Below are 16189 nucleotides of genomic sequence, written 5' to 3' on the forward strand. Positions count from 1 at the left end.
TGACCTGCCGACGCTAGCTGCAAGGGTGCTGTAAACTTATCACAACACGCTTGCAACAGCGAAAAGTGAGCGCTCTACAATTTAACTGTCGCCTTATTAATGCCATATTCACGCAGCTTATTAGCAATGGCGGTATGACTAAGGCCCAGCTTTTTAGCAAGCTGTCTGGTACTTGGATAAAACGGGTATAGGCGCTTTAATAGGTCTTTCTCAAACTTCTTCACTTCTTCATCCAGCGTACCCTCAAAATTCTCATCAATATAGGTAACACTTGGGGCGCAGCTTGGAAGCTGAATATCTTCTTTGGTTATTTCTTTGCCATCAAGCAAAGAAAGCGCACGATAAAGGGCATTTTGCAGCTGCCTAACGTTTCCTGGCCAAGGATACTGCTGCAAAAAGTCGACGCAGGACTTACTTAATTTAGCAGGTCGTCGACCCAGCTTGGTACTGTGCTGCAAGATAAAAGACTCTGCCAGAGGAACAATGTCTTGACGCCTATCTTTTAGCGACGGCATTACTAGACTTAAGACGTTTAGGCGATAGTAAAGCTCTTTTCTGAAGCGCCCCTCTTCTACCAGTTGGCCTAAGTCGCGGCAAGTAGTACAAATAAAACGTACATCTACAGAAACAGGCTCTACATCCCCTACGCGTCTGAACTCACCGTCTTCAAGCACTCGTAGTAGTTTTGCTTGCAGTTGCGAGGACATATCAGCAATTTCATCAAGCAATAAGGTGCCGCCTTTTGCTTGCTCGAGCAAGCCGACTTTGCCGCTAGACTGATTATAGGTTCCTGCTGCACAACCGAAAAGCTCAGTTTCTGCAACACTGTCGGGTAGCGAGGCGCAGTTTAATGCTAAAAATGCCCCTTCACTGCGTCGACTCGATTGATGGCAGGCACGCGCGATCATTTCTTTACCTGTGCCTGTTTCACCAAATATAAGGATAGGTGCGTCCAGATCTGCCACTCTTTTGGCTTCGTGAACCGCACGTTTCATAAAGGATGACTCTGTTACAAAACGGTCGAAACTGTCTGTGGGCGACTGGTGAAATGCGGTGAACTGCTGGCCAAGGCGCATCTCGGATTTTAAAATGACCACCGCGCCAGCCATGATACTTTTCTTTTCTCCATCCGCTACCGTGATAGGCAGCATGTCGGCTAGATAATCCTGCTGAATAAACTTCACCTTTGAAGATTGAGGGCCCGGACTTTTTCCATCCATCCACTTCGTAAAGTTAAACCCTTTAACAACCTCAGCAATCTCCATTGTGTTGATTTCACTGGCAGGCAGCTCTAAGCCAGCACTGACTGCTTCATTACACAGTAAAATATTGCCTTTGGCATCAACAGAGAAAACCGGGTCTGGTAACGTACGTAGTATTGCTGAAAGCTGATTTTTCTCCCTTTCCCCTGGCATAAAAAGCGTGGTCTTTACGTCATCTATACCGTCTATTCTACGAATTTGAGGCATGAGATGCTGGAAGTCTTCAAATTCTATATTGGGAAAATTGAGGAAGATTTTGCCTATAGGGTCTATTTCGATTCCCCGAAGGTCTATTTCTTTAGTCACGAGAATATCCAGAACATCTTGGGCGATACCAAGGCGGTCCTGACAACTGATTTCTAGGCGCATAGGGCATGTATATTATTGTAAAGATTTATGTACAAGATATCACACTTTTACAAAAAGATAACACGATAATTGTTACTAAAGATTAAAAAACTGAGAGTTTGTAAGCAATGGGGTACGACATGGGGCGGGTAAAAAAGGAGACTGTGTCGTCTCCTTCGTGCCAGATATTCTTCTTTATCAGTATTTTTTTATTCAGTATTCTTTTTTAATAAATGTAATTTTTTCGCTTGCGTGCGAACGCTCTCAAAAACTAGCCTGCTTTTTTCTCTTTTGGTTCGAACAAGGGTGCGAACAAACCAAGAGACTTCGCTTTTTCTACCAACGCCATGATATCCATTTCAGCTAATTCAAACAGATGGTCAAACTCTGGCAAAATGTAATAGAGTGGCTGCATGATATCGATACGATAAGGGGTTCTTAAGGCGTCGATGGCGGTTAGTGGCTTTCTTACTGGTATGTCGCTATCTAGCGAATAAATAGTTTCACCCGGTGAAGAGAGAATGCCACCGCCGTAAATCTTCAGCTCGTCTTTGGCTTTTACCAAGCCAAACTCAACGGTAAACCAGTAAAGGCGCGCTAAGTAAATTCTATCTTCCTTACTCGCTGCCAGCCCCAGTTTTCCGTAGGTATGGGTAAAGTGCGCAAACGCAGGGTTAGTCAGTAGTGGACAATGCCCGAATACTTCGTGAAAAATATCCGGCTCTTGCAGATAGTCAAATTCTTCACGTGAGCGGATAAACGTCGCCACAGGAAACTGCTTATTTGCTAGCAAACGAAAAAACTCACCAAATGGAATTAGTGCGGGAACCTCTGCGGTTTGCCAGCCAGTTTGCTCTAACAATACACGGTTGATATCGGGTAATTGAGGAATACAATTTTCGCTCAAGTTAAGCAATCTCAACCCCTCGATATATTCATCACAGGCGCGCTCTTTTACCAAGGGTATTTGTCTTGAATAAAGTTCTGACCATATTTGGTTTTCTTCTTTAGACCAGGCGATATGGCCGCTACCGTCAGATTCTCGCGATGCGTATTGAGTTGTTTTTGGCATAACTTCTAAAACCAATGAGTTGCTTATTACGTGACCTGTAGTCTAACCAAAAACCGCTTTGCGAGAAGCATTTGACCATATTGAGCCACTCAGACCACTGTAACAATGTTTTTACATCAAAGGCTAACCACATGATATAAAATAAAAAACCACCCCTAAGGATGGTTTTCATTCAATGTGCAGTTAATAGTTACAGTCGACTAATTTCTTTGTTTAACTGATACTCTTTCGACGTTACGTAGGTTTCCATTTTACGTAATCGATTTTCTGTTTTTTCAAATCGATTTCTAATATCGTGAAACGCTTGTTTTGGTGGTTCGCCAGCCTGCCACACCTTAGTTTTCACCTCGACCTTCGTTTCTTTAACCTGCCCACGGTTTGGGTTTGTCCAACCTTTACCCCGCGAAAAAGCTTGAGGCGTAGGCTGTGCGCTATCCAAATGCTTTGGCTTTTTGTCTAAAATAAACCATGCGGCAACATAAGCGACAAAGATAAAAGGTCCAGCAAGGAGGAAGAAACCCGTGACAACTAAAATTCTCACCAACCATGTCTCTAAGCCGAAGTACTCCGCAACACCTGAACAAACACCGGCTATTTTTGCCTTTTCCGGGTTGCGGTAGAGCTGCTTACCGTTTCTCATGCTCTATTCCTCCACTCAGGAGCCTCGCTATCAAGAATCGCTTCTAGTGTCTCAATACGCTCGCTCATCTTTTCCGCTTTATCGGCTAACGTGCTCAACGCCGCGTACTCTTCAGCACTTAATCCCTGATTCACTTGTTTCTTACTGCGATAGTGCAAAATTAACCATATGGGTGCGACAAAAATTGTGAAAACCACTAGTGGCATTACAATAATTGCGATCATGCCTTCTTCCATCTCGAATTCTCCTACAAACTCTGATCAGTCTGCTCCGCATAAAGTCAGAGCAGCTCGTTATTTTTTATTATTCAGACTTTTCAGTATCTTTCTTGGCGTTTTGCATTTTTGCTTTCAACGCTGCTAATTCGTCGTCTACTTTGTCACCCGCTTCTAATTCTGCAAACTCATCCTGCAGCGACTTCTGACCTAAGTCATAAGATTCAACCTGCGACTCTAGGTCATCAATTTTACGCTCGTATTGCTCAAACCGCCCCATTGCACTGTCCACTTTGGTGCTGTCCAAGGTTTTCTTAACTTCAAGACGAGAGCTCGCTGTTTTCTGACGCATAATGATGGTCTTTTGACGGCTTTTGGCGTCAGCAAGCTTTTCTTGTAGCTGCCCAATCTCATCCTGTAATTTACTGATCTGAGCATCAACAATAGCCAATTCTTTGCTTAATGTCTCTGCTGCTTCTGCAGACTTTTTCTTTTCTTGCAGTGCCGCTCTTGCGAGGTCTTCCCTATCCTTACTCAGTGCAAGCTCTGCTTTTGACTGCCAGTCGGCTGCGTCACTTTCGTATTTTGCTATTTGACTGACAATGTCTTTTTTATTGGCAAGGGTCTTCGCTGATGCGGAGCGCACCTCTACTAATGTATCTTCCATTTCCTGAATGATGAGACGAACCATCTTTTCAGGATCTTCCGCCTTATCTAATAATGAGTTTATGTTTGAGTTCACAATGTCTGTAAAACGCGAGAAGATACCCATAATAATTACCTCTTAATGAAAATCTGGTCGTCATGTATTCTTGTGAAACTATGACTGACATATTGAATAAATCTGTATAGAAGAGTATTCAATATGCTTGCCAATCTGCTCAAACTCGTAAGCACCTAAATACAAAGCCTTTTTTTAAATTTAAATAATGCTCGTTTATCATTATTTTTTGTTCTACACTATTTATTAGTCGAAATGACTAACTATTGAGAGATTTAATGAGTCGATATCGCCAACAAGATAATTTGCTAGGCCAAGCAAATAGCTTTTTAGAAGTTTTAGAGCAAATTTCGCAAATAGCCCCTTTAGACAAACCCGTGCTAGTTATCGGTGAACGCGGCACGGGTAAAGAGCTAATTGCTGCTCGCTTGCATTTTTTATCGAAGCGCTGGGACCAGAATTACGTCAAGCTCAATTGCGCTGCTTTGAATGAAAGCCTTTTAGAAAGTGAGCTTTTTGGTTATGAAGCGGGCGCATTTACCGGAGCGGCTAAGCGTCGCGAAGGCCGCTTCGAAGTGGCTCATAACGGTACGCTTTTTCTTGATGAACTTGCAAACACATCAGGGCTTATTCAGGAGAAATTGCTTCGGGTAGTTGAATATGGCGAATTTGAACGTGTAGGTGGCAGTAAGTCAGTTAAAACTGATGTACGCCTTATTGCAGCAACAAATGAAGATCTCCCAGCCCTTGCTGACGCTGGCGAATTCAGAGCAGACTTGCTCGACCGCCTTGCCTTTGATGTTATTACTATTCCCCCTCTTCGCGAAAGAAGAGAAGACATTATGATGCTAGCTGAAAACTTCGCAATCAATATGGCTCGCGAGCTGGAAATGGAGCTTTTCAGCGGATTCACCGAAAAAGCCAAGCGCACGCTGCTTGAATATGAATGGCCTGGCAATATTCGTGAACTTAAAAATGTGGTTGAACGCGCTGTATACAGAACGAATAACCCTCACCTGCCAGTGCATGAAATTGTACTCGACCCCTTTGAATCGGCGTTTAGGCCAAAAAATAGAATGCGAACGCAGGATAGAGTCTCGACGCTGAATAAAGCCTCAACGCACAACGCAGCGAATAACACAGTAAATAATGCAGCAAATGACACTGCAAACTCAGAAACACCGCCGCAAAATACAGGCAATTCTGCAGATGAGCAGTCTTTTCAACAGCTTTCACCAAAGGTAGATTCTATTGCAGTTGACTACCCTATTGACTTAAAAGAGCGTTCGCAGCGCTTTGAGATTGATATCATCAAGCAGGCGTTATCAGATAGTCAGTTTAATCAGAAAAAGACAGCAGAAAAACTCAGCCTAACGTATCATCAGCTAAGGGGTTACTTGAAGAAGTACAACCTGTTAGATTCATCTGCGCAAGACTTGGAAGCGTAGGCCCTTAGACATAGGTTAGCGGCATAACGCTATTGGAATAATACATGAAGCTATATGCGCAAACCTCGAATCGTAAACACTGAATCGCAGAGACTGGGGCGTGAAAATTGAGGCAACAAAAATGATGAGCAGTGTTATCAAGCGCGTTGCGGTTTGCGCTGGCACAGCGCTACTTGTGGTGTCCTGTGCAAAGCAAAATAAACAGCCTTTTTACAATACTGGCGTAGTGTATTGTTCTGAGAGTAATCCTGTTACTTTCAACCCCCAGCTTGATACCTCAAGTACAACCTCAGACGCCACTTCCCATCAACTTTACGACCGATTACTTGACTTCGACCCAGACTCTGGACGCATAGTGCCAAGTCTGGCAAGCAGTTGGTTGGTCTCAGAAGACGGTTTAACCTATGCGTTTCAACTTCGAAGAGACGTTGAGTTCCACACCACTGATTTTTTTACGCCAACCCGTACTTTTAATGCCAGCGATGTCATATTCAGTATCGATCGTTGGAGACTTGAGTCTCATCCATTTCACAATGTATCAAGCGGCAGCTATCCCTATTTTGAAAGCTTAGGTTTAGCAGACAACATTGCTGACGTAACGCGAGTGAATGGCTATCGCGTTGAAATTACTCTTAAGCGTCGAGACAGTTCATTTCTAGCCAATTTAGCCACTGACTTTGCCGTCATATTATCCGAAGAATATGCGGCACAACTTTTCGAGCAAGGTAACCCTAGCCAAATCGACCAGCTTCCGGTTGGAACCGGACCCTACCGGTTTGATAGCTTTCGCAAAGATAGCTACATTAAATACCTGCACCATGAGGACTACTGGCGTGCTCTTGAAGGAAATGCACCTGAAGAAGAAGCTCCTGAAGAAAATAGTGATGACAATGACGGCCTTTTGGCGAGCGACCGAGATCTCTCTATTAAAAAGAATGTTGTAAATGAAGAGTTTCCTAATCTAACAACCGATGAAAAAGCCTCAAGCGCTAGTGTAAAACAACTTATTTTTGATATTACTCCCCGTAGTTCACTTCGCCTGGCAAAACTGATGACGGGAGAGTGCGACGCCACTGCATTTCCTGCACAAACAGAGCTTGAAGTAATCAGGAATAGAGAAGATCTCACGTTAGCAGAAAAACCAGGACTGAATATTGGGTTTTGGGCCTTCAACACACAGCGGCCTCCTTTTGATAACCCAAACGTAAGACGGGCACTCGCCTTCGCTATCGATAAAAATACGTTGTTGGAGGCGGTGTATTTTGACAGTGCATCTCGTGCGAAGAGCCTGTTACCTGCCGCCAGCTGGGCTTATCAAAATGATGCAGACGATACGGCATATAACCCCGTGCTAGCCCGAAGCTTGCTTGCAGAAGCGGGTATTGAGCCAGGCTTTTCAATGACAATTTGGGCTATGCCTGTTGAACGTGCCTACAATCCCAATGCAATAAAGATGGCAGAACTTATTCAGCGATACCTGCGAGAGGTGGGTGTTGAAGCCAACATCGTCACGTATGACTGGAAGACGTTTAGACGTCACCTGCAAGAAGGTTTACACGACTCGGTATTGATAGGTTGGTCTGCAGATAACGGCGACCCCGATAACTTTTATCGCCCTCTGCTTAGCTGCGGCGCGATTCCCTCAGGCACCAACAGGGCGATGTGGTGCAATGAGGATTATGATAGGCTAATAAACGAGGCATTGAAAACAGAAGACCTTGATAAACGACGGGCTATTTATCATCAAGTTAACAGGCTAATGTATGAGCGACTCCCGCTGGTGCCAATTGCCCATGCCTATCGCTATCAAGCCTACAGAAATGAAGTTAAGGGAATGACCATTAACCCCTTTGGCGGTGTCCGTTTTGGTGGAGTTGAAAAAGTACTGTGATTCGGATTTTAGCACGCTACAGCATTCTTTTTGTCCTAACGCTTTTAGTGTTAGCCGTTATGTCGTTCTCACTGGCCTATTTATTTCCCGGTGATGTGCTAGAAAACCTCACTGGCATTGTGCCAGCCAATGACGCTCAGCGTCTGGCTTTAGAACGCCAATTCCGACTTGACCAGTCTTATTTCATCCAGTTTTTTTATTACCTCACTAACCTCTTTACGGGAAATTGGGGATACAGCTTTACCTCGGGGATTGCCTTAAGAGATGAAATTGGCATAGCAATGCCTGCGACCATTGAGCTTGCTACTTACTCAATCATGATTGCCCTTTTTATTGGTATTCCTCTGGGGTACTACGCTGGAATGCGCTGCTACTCCACCTCTGACTATCTTATTAATACAAGCAGCATCACCACTTATTCTTTTCCTGTATTTTGGCTAGCGCTATTGCTAATTCTTGTGTTCAGTCTGCAACTAGACAAAGCGCCTCTTTCTGGCCGAATAAGTTTGTTATTCGATGTAGAGCCAGTAAGCGGCTTCATACTGCTGGACATTTTGCTTTCTGACATGCAAAACAAAAGCCTGGCGTTTAAAGATGCCCTGTCCCATTTAACCCTTCCCACCATTGCTATTGGCGCAGTTTCAACCGCTTCCATGGTGCGGATAACTAGGCGTTCTGTTATCGATGCTAGGAATCAACCTTACATTGCCGCAGCAGTTTCTCGAGGATTGTCGGGTTGGCAGATTTTCTTTCGACACATTTTAAGAAACGCATTACTACCCATATTGCCACTGATGGCCATTCAGATTACGACCCTGATAACCAACACAATGATCGTAGAGACACTATTTTCGTGGCCAGGTATTGGCAATTGGTTAATTCAGGCTATTTATCAGCGGGACTATCCTGCGCTACGAGTAGGCATGCTGGCTGTATCGACGCTAGTTATCACCCTCACCATTACGGTTGATATGTTTAATCGACTCATCGATCCTAGCAGAGAGAAGTACGAGCATGCCACAATATAGTTTGTACGAAGAAGAATTTCACCCATCGCCGTGGCAGCGCACATGGCGCGCGTTCAAAGAGAGTCACATTGCAATGGCAGGTGCAGTGCTGCTTTGCGTGTTTGTTGTATTTGCTTTGTTTGCTCCGTTATTAACCCCTTATGGGGTTAATGAACAAAATATCGATGGCCTGTTAGTACCACCAAGTTGGACGGGTAATGGTTCAGTTTCCCATTTATTCGGCACCGACTCCTTAGGAAGAGATCTCTTTACGCGCGTTATCTACGGGTGTCGGGTAACTCTAGGCTCTGCATTTATTACCGTAGTATTAGCCATGTTGGTTGGCGTAAGCTTAGGTGCTTTTGCGGGCATGCTTCGCGGCGTTCGTTCAAGTATTGCCAACCACCTTCCAGACGCGCTAATGGCAATACCCACGTTACTTATCGCTATTATTATTATCGCTATTTTTGGTACTGGACTTGTGAACAGCATGTGGGCAATTACTCTCGCGCTCATACCTCAATTTGTGCACCACACCCGAAGCCTCGTGCGTACTGAAATGAAAAAAGATTACATTGTAGCGTCGAAGCTAGACGGTGCGAACAAGTGGCAGTTATTTACCTATTCTATTTTACCCAACATGACTGAAATGCTGGTAGTGCAAGGAACGATAGCACTTTCTATTGCCGTTATTGATATTTCGGCACTGGGATTTTTAAACCTCGGTGCACAATCCCCCCTGCCGGAACTCGGGGCAATACTATCAGATGGACTGGATGTGACCTATTTAGCCCCATGGAACGTCGCGATTCCCGGCATGGCAATATTCTTTTTAGTACTTTCAATCAATGTGGTTGGTGACGGTCTTCGCTCAGCCTTGAGAAAAAGGGTAAATCACTAAAATGCCAATGTTAGATATAAAAAACCTGACGCTAGAAATGCATAGTAGTGAGGGCACCATTAAAGCTCTAGATAAAGTTAATCTAACGGTGAGCACTGGAGAAATTCGCGCATTAGTGGGTGAGTCTGGCTCAGGCAAGAGTTTAATCGTATCTGCAATATGTGGTGCCCTTCCCTCAGAGTGGTCGGTTACAGCAGACAGAATGAGCTGGAACGGAGAAAATTTACTTGGTATGTCTTCGCAACAACGTCGTGAGGTGATGCGACGGGAAATTGCGGTGGTGTTTCAAAACCCGCAAACCAGTTTAGACCCCTCTGCAACGCTTGGTGAACAGCTAGAAGAAAGTATTCCCAGTGAGTTTATTCAGGGACGATGGTTTTGGCAACGCGCTCAACAACGCAGAAAGATTGCTATCAGCACGGTGCATAAAGTGGGAATAAGACATCACAAGCACTATTTAAGCGCCTATCCCCACCAAATTCCAAGCGATATTGGTCAAAAATTTATGATTGCCATGGCGCTGGTTTCACAACCAAAGCTACTCATTGCTGATGATCCTACACGTGGCATGGAGCCAACGACAAAGACACAAATTCTGAAGTTGTTCACTCGCTTAAATCAAACCCGCTCTCTGTCTATTTTATTTGTGAGTCACGACCTTCTTGCCATCGCTAGCATGTCGCATACCATGACGGTGCTATATGCAGGGCAAACGGTGGAATCAGGTAAAATGAAGCATATTAAAAAGCGCCCGCTACATCCTTATACCAAGGCTCTGCTTGATAGTGCCCCAAGCTTTAGAAAGGATTTACCGCCTAAGTCTCATTTGCCCACCATTGCTGGGTCAATACCCACCTTGCAGCATTTACCTATTGGCTGCCGATTAGGTCCACGATGCCCCCGAGCACAACGTGCTTGCGTACAAACACCAGCTGTAAGGCGCATCCACGATCACAGCTACAGTTGCCATTACCCTTTGCATATGGAGAAACTATGAACGACGTTATGCAGGTAAAGCAACTTAGGTTTCTACATAATGAAAATAAGCGGTGGCTAAAACGGCCTGAAGTTTTTGAGCTAGGCCCCATTGACCTAACGGTAAAACGTGGAGAAACCGTTGCCATTATTGGCGAAAATCGCTCTGGTAAATCACTGTTAGCCAAGCTACTTGTGGGCGCCGTTCGTGCTGACGAGGGCGAAATTGAAATTAATGAGCACAAATATTTAGCCAAATATAAATCGAAAGACGGTCAGCGAAAGCGAACGCATGACATTCGGATGATATTGCAACACAGCAACGAAACCATGAACCCCTCGGTTCCCGTGGGCCGTATACTCGATGAGCCTTTGCGATTGAATTCCTCGCTGGAATCTAACGAGCGTAAGAAAATCATTGAAGATACCCTAGTAAAAGTTGGGTTGTTAAGGGAGCACTTCTACTTTTATCGGAATATGCTCTCAGACGGTCAGCAGCAGCGTATTGCTCTTGCTCGCGCAATCATGCTCAAACCTAAAGTACTGGTAGCAGATGAGCCTTTTGCCGCTCTTGACCCCTCTATTCGCTCGCAAACTGTCAATCTCATTTTAGAGTTACAACAAGAGCTTGGTTTGGCGTTTATCTTTATTAGTCACAATTTAGGTATTGTGCGCCATATTGCAGATAAAGTGATTGTAATGGAGCGCGGTCAAATTGTTGAAGAAGGCAAAACAGAAACTATATTTCGTTGGCCCCAACACACTCGAACTAAAAAGCTCGTGACTGCCTACCACTCTCTTGTGCCCCAGCAAACCATTCGCTAAACAGTAATAACGATAGCTAACGGCAACATTAAAAAACGACCACAACCTTCGATTTGTTAACATAATGTAACTCATAAAAATGAACGTTTATCCTGCGTCGAACGAAAAAAGCATTACACATTTAAATAATGGGAAAATGTTATGTTGATGACCTACGTGAGTTATGCAGTTATTGCTGGTGCAATTTTTATTGTTACTTCGTTTTTATCGCAAAAGCTGCCAGCGCAGTCAAAAAATAGATCGTTTGCTAAGAAGTTAGGTACATTTTTAGCCGGTGCTGGCGTGGTTACGTTACTGGGTGCAGCAACAGCGGCCGCTGCAGTACACACATCATCTGGATTCATTTTGTAAATTAGATAGCCTGACTCTGCTGGTAAAAGCGCGGTAGGGATGATCTCTACCGCGCTAATCACTGCTACCCTACCAAGGCAAGCAAAATACCTGCGGCCACTGCTGAGCCCAACACACCGGCCACATTAGGCCCCATAGCGTGCATAAGTAAAAAATTATGAGGATTGGCTTCTAAACCCACCTTATTGACGACTCGCGCGGCCATTGGTACAGCAGATACACCAGCGGCTCCAATCAACGGGTTAATTGCATTGCCACTTAGCCGACTCATTAGTCTTGCCATGAGCACACCAGTTGCCGTACCAATAGCAAAAGCGATAGCCCCTAGTCCTAGAATGCCAAGGGTTTCTACCGTGAGAAACGCTTCTGCCGATAACTTTGAGCCAACAGCAAGACCAAGAAAGATTGTCACTGTATTAATAAGTTCGTTTTGCGCTGTATTGCTTAGCCGGTCTACAACACCGCACTCTTTCATTAAGTTACCGAAACAGAACATGCCTACAAGAGGGGTTGCCGCAGGCAAAAATAAAATTGTTAGGAATAACACCGCCAGAGGAAAAATTATTTTTTCCCGTTTAGAAACAGAGCGTAATTGCCCCATCTTAATTTCTCGCTCAGCTTTGGTAGTAAGCGCCTTCATAATAGGAGGCTGAATAATGGGCACTAATGCCATGTACGAATAGGCCGCAACGGCGATGGCACCTAGTAAGTCTGGCGCTAAACGAGAAGCAAGGAATATTGCGGTAGGCCCATCGGCCCCACCTATAATGGCGATAGCACTGGCGTCTTTTAAGGTAAACTCAAAACCGGGCAGCAAATTTAAAGCGATGGCACCAAAGAGCGTAGCGAAAATGCCAAACTGAGCTGCCGCGCCTAGTAATAGCATTCTTGGATTGGCGATAAGCGCACTAAAATCGGTCATAGCTCCAACCCCCATGAAAATAAGGAGTGGGAACACACCGGTGTCGATACCGATTTTATAAATATAGTGGAGCAATCCTCCCGCTTCGGAAAAGCCCGCTATGGGAATATTGGTGAGAAGCGCGCCAAATCCTATGGGTAACAGCAAAAGAGGCTCAAATTTCTTAACGATGGCTAAATAGAGCAACCCAAAGCCCACCAACATCATAACAAGTTGGCCAGCCTCAAAATGGGCAAGTGCGGTACTATCCCAAAGCAGTAGTAACTTATCCATGTATTACCCCAACGAAATCAGTGACTGTCCACTGCTAACAGCGTCGCCATCACTAACAAGAATGTCGCTAACTGTGCCTGTGTAGGGCGAGCGAATTTCTGTTTCCATTTTCATGGCTTCCAAGATAATAACCACATCTCCTTCGGCGACGCTATCGCCATTGCGCACCAAAACCTTGAATACGTTTCCGGCCAATGGGGCATCAATAACCTGTGCAGCGCTTGCTTGAGATGCTGAAGCAGCTTGATTCGACGCTTGAACTTGATTGGCAGGCGGTGCAGCACTAGCCGCAGTATTGCTTTTGACCTCCGAGTTGCCCTTTACCTCAGAGACTTGGCTTAATGCGCCTGATGGAGCTACTTCTACGTGATAAAGCTTTCCATCAACGTTGACGTCATACACGGCCGCATTTGCCTGTGTATTAGCTTGAGAAGACGTCACCTGCTGGGTATGGCCCTCTTGGGCAGCGTCCTTAGTAGACGATGAGTTCTTGGTATTGTCCTTGGTATTGTCCTTGGTATTGTCCTTTGAACTCTCATCGAGCTTCGGCGCAGCCTCAAATGCATCAGGGTTCCCTCGATTGGTAAGAAACTTAAGACCAATTTGAGGAAAGAGTGCATAGGTCAACACGTCATCAATTTTGCTTTCACACAAAGCAATGTTCTTTTTGTCCGCGAGTTCATCTAATTCTTTTTCAAGTTTAGTAAGTTCAGGTGAAATGTTATCAGCAGGACGACATGTTATTGGCTCTGCTCCGTCTAACACCCTCGCTTGCAACTCGCTGTTCACCGGCGCTGCAGTTGCACCATATTCACCTTTTAAAACGCCGGCGGTTTCTTTAGTAATGCTTTTGTAACGCTCTCCCGTGAGTACGTTTAATACAGACTGTGTGCCCACTATTTGAGACGTAGGTGTTACTAATGGTATGTAACCGAGGTCTTCACGAACCCGCGGAATTTCTTTTAATACTTCTTCAAATTTGTCTTCTGCACCCTGCTCTTTTAGCTGGCTTTCCATGTTGGTAAGCATTCCACCTGGCACTTGAGCAAGAAGGATGCGCGCATCTACACCTTTCAAGCTGCCTTCAAACTGACTGTATTTTTTTCTGACCTCTCGAAAGTAACTGGCGATCTCTTCTAAATGTGGCAGTGATATGCCCGTATCTCGCTGAGTACCCTCAACAATGGATACCATCGTCTCAGTGGCCGTATGACCATATGTCATGCTCATAGAAGAAATGGCGGTATCTAGCATATCGATACCTGCATCAACAGCCTTTTGATATGTGGCCGTGCTTAACCCTGTTGTTGCATGACACTGCATTGCAATAGGAATATTCACTGTCTCTTTAAGCCCTGAGATCAATGCCTCGCACTCGTACGGTTTAAGCAGTCCTGCCATGTCCTTAATGCAAATAGAGTGGACGCCAAGATCTTCTAACTGCTTGGCCATCTCTAACCACGTTTCTAGCCCGTGGACAGGGCTCACCGTATATGAAATAGTCCCCTGCGCGTGGGCTCCGCTATCAATAGTAGCTTTAATGGCTGTTTCTAAATTGCGAATATCATTCATCGCATCGAATATTCTAAATACGTCCACACCGCTTTCGTGAGCCCGCTCGACAAACCGCGTCACTACATCGTCGGCGTAGTGACGATAGCCGAGTAAATTCTGCCCGCGTAACAACATTTGTTGCCGCGTATTTGGCATCGCCTTTTTCAGTTTTCTTATACGCTCCCAGGGATCTTCTCCTAAGTAACGGATGCAGGCGTCAAAGGTTGCGCCTCCCCAAGACTCTACAGACCAAAACCCTGCGCTATCTAATTTTTCAGCAATAGGCAGCATATCTTCAATTCGCATCCGAGTGGCGAGCAAAGATTGATGTGCATCACGTAAAACAAGCTCGGTAAGCGCAAGTGGCTTTGTCATGGTAGTTCCTTGAGGCTATATATTTTTGTTAGATTGACGGTGAGTATGAACAGCAGCGGAGATGGCAGCGATGATATTGCCATCTATACCTGGCTGCGCTGAATGCTTGGGTCTACTGGTAGAAACTGACTCTGAGTCAACCTCACCGGGGAATGCTTTACAAAAGCGCGCAATAAGATGGATCCCTAGGATAAGTAAACCAAGAAAGGAAAATACAAACAGCATACCTATTAGCATAAGTGAAGCCGCTTCCATTAGCAGGCTAGTGACTGAATCGGTGTCCATGTGAACTCGCTTTAATAAAATCTAACATAAATAACTATCATGGGGTTTATAAAAACTCAACAACGCAATGTGATAAATGCCATAAAGATGAAAACTGTCGATATTTGAACATGCTTTTAGCAAGTGCAGAGGTGCACAATCTTTAAAAAGGAATCTTTAAAAAAGAAATAATTAAAAAGAGAATATATAAAAAGTGCATTGAGCATATTATGAGAAGTAGTGGAGCATGAGGCACTTTAAGGCAGGCATAAAAAAACCCACCTCAATGAGGTGGGTTTTCTTATATGGCGCGTGTGGAAGGATTCGAACCTCCGACCGCCTGGTTCGTAGCCAGGTACTCTATCCAGCTGAGCTACACACGCGTAAACTATTTTACTTTCGACTTTTATATCAAAAGGTGACGCTTCAAAATAAGTGGCGCGTGTGGAAGGATTCGAACCTCCGACCGCCTGGTTCGTAGCCAGGTACTCTATCCAGCTGAGCTACACACGCGCAATAAACTTTTTGTCGACCGCCACTATCAACGAATAATGGCGGAGAGGGAGGGATTCGAACCCTCGGTACGAATTAACGTACGGTTCCTTAGCAGGGAACTGGTTTCAGCCACTCACCCACCTCTCCTTGAGTGCGGGATGCATTTTACGGATTCATTGGCCTGAGTCAAACCTTTTTTAGGAAGAAAGTGTTCGTCCGCTGTCATTTTAAACGATTCGTTTAAAAAACACGTTAATTGTATACCAATCACACGACCCTCGCCTACTGCTACTTCGTCAATCATTCATTGCCGGCAAATTTTGGGCTAATACCAGTTCGCATAGATAATGGGTATTGTCAGATTTTTTATAACCAAAAACAAAAAAGGCCGGCGTGCGCCGACCTTTCCCAATGAAGCTCTATTAGCGTTTATTCTGCAGAATCCGGCTGTCCGCCTTTTTCTGCTTGAATACGCATGTATATTTCTTCACGGTGCACAGAAACTTCTTTTGGTGCATTAACACCTATTCGTACCTGATTCCCTTTGACGCCTAACACAGTAACAGTAACATCGTCACCAACCATAAGCGTTTCACCAACTCGACGAGTCAAAATAAGCATTCGCTTGCTCCTGTTCCTTTATATTGAAC

16 protein-coding genes and 3 tRNA genes are annotated in these 16189 nt (G+C 44.7%); 7 read left to right on the plus strand and 12 right to left on the minus strand.

All coding sequences use genetic code 11. The annotated features are described in order from the left end of the window. Positions 1 to 74 precede the first annotated feature (74 nt). The 5 genes from tyrR to pspA all read right to left on the minus strand — a co-directional run bounded on the left by tyrR (position 75) and on the right by pspA (position 4309). Positions 75 to 1631 carry a transcriptional regulator TyrR gene (gene tyrR, locus V7R39_RS00855; protein ID WP_334027245.1) on the minus strand — a complete coding sequence of 519 codons (1557 nt, stop codon included), beginning with the start codon at positions 1629 to 1631 and terminating at the stop codon, positions 75 to 77. Between the two features lie 250 nt (positions 1632 to 1881). After that, positions 1882 to 2682, minus strand: coding sequence for a phenylalanine 4-monooxygenase (phhA, locus tag V7R39_RS00860; RefSeq protein ID WP_334027247.1), 801 nt, complete (start codon positions 2680 to 2682; stop codon positions 1882 to 1884). A gap of 190 nt (positions 2683 to 2872) precedes the next feature. After that, positions 2873 to 3322 carry an envelope stress response membrane protein PspC gene (gene pspC / locus V7R39_RS00865; protein WP_334027249.1) on the minus strand — a complete coding sequence of 150 codons (450 nt, stop codon included), beginning with the start codon at positions 3320 to 3322 and terminating at the stop codon, positions 2873 to 2875. After that, positions 3319 to 3558, minus strand: coding sequence for an envelope stress response membrane protein PspB (gene pspB / locus V7R39_RS00870; protein WP_032094451.1), 240 nt, complete (start codon positions 3556 to 3558; stop codon positions 3319 to 3321). Before pspB ends, pspC begins: the two co-directional genes overlap by 4 nt. 67 nt (positions 3559 to 3625) lie before the next feature. Then, a complete protein-coding gene (gene pspA, locus V7R39_RS00875; protein WP_334027252.1) occupies positions 3626 to 4309 on the minus strand; it encodes a phage shock protein PspA in 684 nt (227 codons plus the stop codon). Between the two features lie 227 nt (positions 4310 to 4536). Here pspA and pspF point away from each other — a divergent pair, with 227 nt between their 5' ends. The 7 genes from pspF (at position 4537) to V7R39_RS00910 (ending at position 11656) form a co-directional block, all read left to right on the plus strand. After that, positions 4537 to 5706, plus strand: a complete 1170-nt coding sequence (pspF, locus tag V7R39_RS00880; protein ID WP_334027254.1) for a phage shock protein operon transcriptional activator — start codon at positions 4537 to 4539, stop codon at positions 5704 to 5706. A 121-nt stretch (positions 5707 to 5827) separates the two neighbouring features. Continuing rightward, positions 5828 to 7597, plus strand: a complete 1770-nt coding sequence (locus V7R39_RS00885) for an ABC transporter substrate-binding protein (protein WP_334027256.1) — start codon at positions 5828 to 5830, stop codon at positions 7595 to 7597. Further along, the gene (locus tag V7R39_RS00890) at positions 7594 to 8625 is read left to right on the plus strand and encodes an ABC transporter permease (protein WP_334027259.1); all 1032 of its coding nucleotides are present in this window, start codon (positions 7594 to 7596) and stop codon (positions 8623 to 8625) included. The genes V7R39_RS00885 and V7R39_RS00890 overlap by 4 nt, the downstream gene beginning before the upstream one ends. Then, positions 8612 to 9505, plus strand: coding sequence for an ABC transporter permease subunit (locus V7R39_RS00895; protein ID WP_334027261.1), 894 nt, complete (start codon positions 8612 to 8614; stop codon positions 9503 to 9505). The genes V7R39_RS00890 and V7R39_RS00895 overlap by 14 nt, the downstream gene beginning before the upstream one ends. A 1-nt stretch (position 9506) precedes the next feature. Then, positions 9507 to 10502, plus strand: coding sequence for a peptide ABC transporter ATP-binding protein (locus tag V7R39_RS00900; RefSeq protein ID WP_334027263.1), 996 nt, complete (start codon positions 9507 to 9509; stop codon positions 10500 to 10502). Continuing rightward, the gene (locus V7R39_RS00905; RefSeq protein WP_334027264.1) at positions 10499 to 11305 is read left to right on the plus strand and encodes an ATP-binding cassette domain-containing protein; all 807 of its coding nucleotides are present in this window, start codon (positions 10499 to 10501) and stop codon (positions 11303 to 11305) included. Before V7R39_RS00900 ends, V7R39_RS00905 begins: the two co-directional genes overlap by 4 nt. A 141-nt stretch (positions 11306 to 11446) precedes the next feature. Further along, complete coding sequence (locus V7R39_RS00910) at positions 11447 to 11656, plus strand: hypothetical protein (protein ID WP_334027266.1); 210 nt, start codon at positions 11447 to 11449, stop codon at positions 11654 to 11656. 64 nt (positions 11657 to 11720) lie between these two features. Here V7R39_RS00910 and V7R39_RS00915 read toward each other — a convergent pair whose 3' ends face one another. The 7 genes from V7R39_RS00915 to csrA form a co-directional block, all read right to left on the minus strand. After that, positions 11721 to 12851: a sodium ion-translocating decarboxylase subunit beta gene (locus tag V7R39_RS00915; protein WP_334027268.1), complete on the minus strand. Its 1131-nt coding sequence runs from the start codon at positions 12849 to 12851 to the stop codon at positions 11721 to 11723. 3 nt (positions 12852 to 12854) lie between these two features. Then, on the minus strand, positions 12855 to 14780 hold the full coding sequence (gene oadA, locus V7R39_RS00920; protein ID WP_334027270.1) for a sodium-extruding oxaloacetate decarboxylase subunit alpha: 1926 nt from the start codon (positions 14778 to 14780) through the stop codon (positions 12855 to 12857). A gap of 15 nt (positions 14781 to 14795) precedes the next feature. After that, entirely contained in the window at positions 14796 to 15065 is a 270-nt protein-coding gene (locus V7R39_RS00925) for an OadG family protein (protein ID WP_032094440.1), read from the minus strand. 285 nt (positions 15066 to 15350) lie between these two features. Further along, positions 15351 to 15427 (minus strand) — tRNA-Arg (locus tag V7R39_RS00930). A gap of 53 nt (positions 15428 to 15480) precedes the next feature. Beyond that, positions 15481 to 15557, minus strand: a tRNA-Arg gene (locus tag V7R39_RS00935). A 39-nt stretch (positions 15558 to 15596) separates the two neighbouring features. Continuing rightward, a tRNA-Ser gene (locus V7R39_RS00940) sits at positions 15597 to 15686 on the minus strand. Positions 15687 to 15968: 282 nt separating this feature from the next. Next, the gene (gene csrA / locus V7R39_RS00945) at positions 15969 to 16160 is read right to left on the minus strand and encodes a carbon storage regulator CsrA (RefSeq protein WP_032094439.1); all 192 of its coding nucleotides are present in this window, start codon (positions 16158 to 16160) and stop codon (positions 15969 to 15971) included. Positions 16161 to 16189: the final 29 nt, after the last annotated feature.

It is taken from the genome of Alteromonas sp. P256, assembly GCF_036864455.1.
GTDB lineage: Bacteria > Pseudomonadota > Gammaproteobacteria > Enterobacterales > Alteromonadaceae > Alteromonas.

Bases quoted from the DNA above. Each gene is read 5' to 3' on its own strand.
- tyrR (WP_334027245.1), bottom strand. From the start codon at position 1,631: ATGCGCCTAGAAATCAGTTGTCAGGACCGCCTTGGTATCGCCCAAGAT.
- phhA (WP_334027247.1), bottom strand. From the start codon at position 2,682: ATGCCAAAAACAACTCAATACGCATCGCGAGAATCTGACGGTAGCGGC.
- pspC (WP_334027249.1), bottom strand. From the start codon at position 3,322: ATGAGAAACGGTAAGCAGCTCTACCGCAACCCGGAAAAGGCAAAAATA.
- pspB (WP_032094451.1), bottom strand. From the start codon at position 3,558: ATGGAAGAAGGCATGATCGCAATTATTGTAATGCCACTAGTGGTTTTC.
- pspA (WP_334027252.1), bottom strand. From the start codon at position 4,309: ATGGGTATCTTCTCGCGTTTTACAGACATTGTGAACTCAAACATAAAC.
- pspF (WP_334027254.1), top strand. From the start codon at position 4,537: ATGAGTCGATATCGCCAACAAGATAATTTGCTAGGCCAAGCAAATAGC.
- V7R39_RS00885 (WP_334027256.1), top strand. From the start codon at position 5,828: ATGATGAGCAGTGTTATCAAGCGCGTTGCGGTTTGCGCTGGCACAGCG.
- V7R39_RS00895 (WP_334027261.1), top strand. From the start codon at position 8,612: ATGCCACAATATAGTTTGTACGAAGAAGAATTTCACCCATCGCCGTGG.
- V7R39_RS00900 (WP_334027263.1), top strand. From the start codon at position 9,507: ATGCCAATGTTAGATATAAAAAACCTGACGCTAGAAATGCATAGTAGT.
- V7R39_RS00905 (WP_334027264.1), top strand. From the start codon at position 10,499: ATGAACGACGTTATGCAGGTAAAGCAACTTAGGTTTCTACATAATGAA.
- V7R39_RS00910 (WP_334027266.1), top strand. From the start codon at position 11,447: ATGTTGATGACCTACGTGAGTTATGCAGTTATTGCTGGTGCAATTTTT.
- V7R39_RS00915 (WP_334027268.1), bottom strand. From the start codon at position 12,851: ATGGATAAGTTACTACTGCTTTGGGATAGTACCGCACTTGCCCATTTT.
- oadA (WP_334027270.1), bottom strand. From the start codon at position 14,780: ATGACAAAGCCACTTGCGCTTACCGAGCTTGTTTTACGTGATGCACAT.
- V7R39_RS00925 (WP_032094440.1), bottom strand. From the start codon at position 15,065: ATGGACACCGATTCAGTCACTAGCCTGCTAATGGAAGCGGCTTCACTT.
- csrA (WP_032094439.1), bottom strand. From the start codon at position 16,160: ATGCTTATTTTGACTCGTCGAGTTGGTGAAACGCTTATGGTTGGTGAC.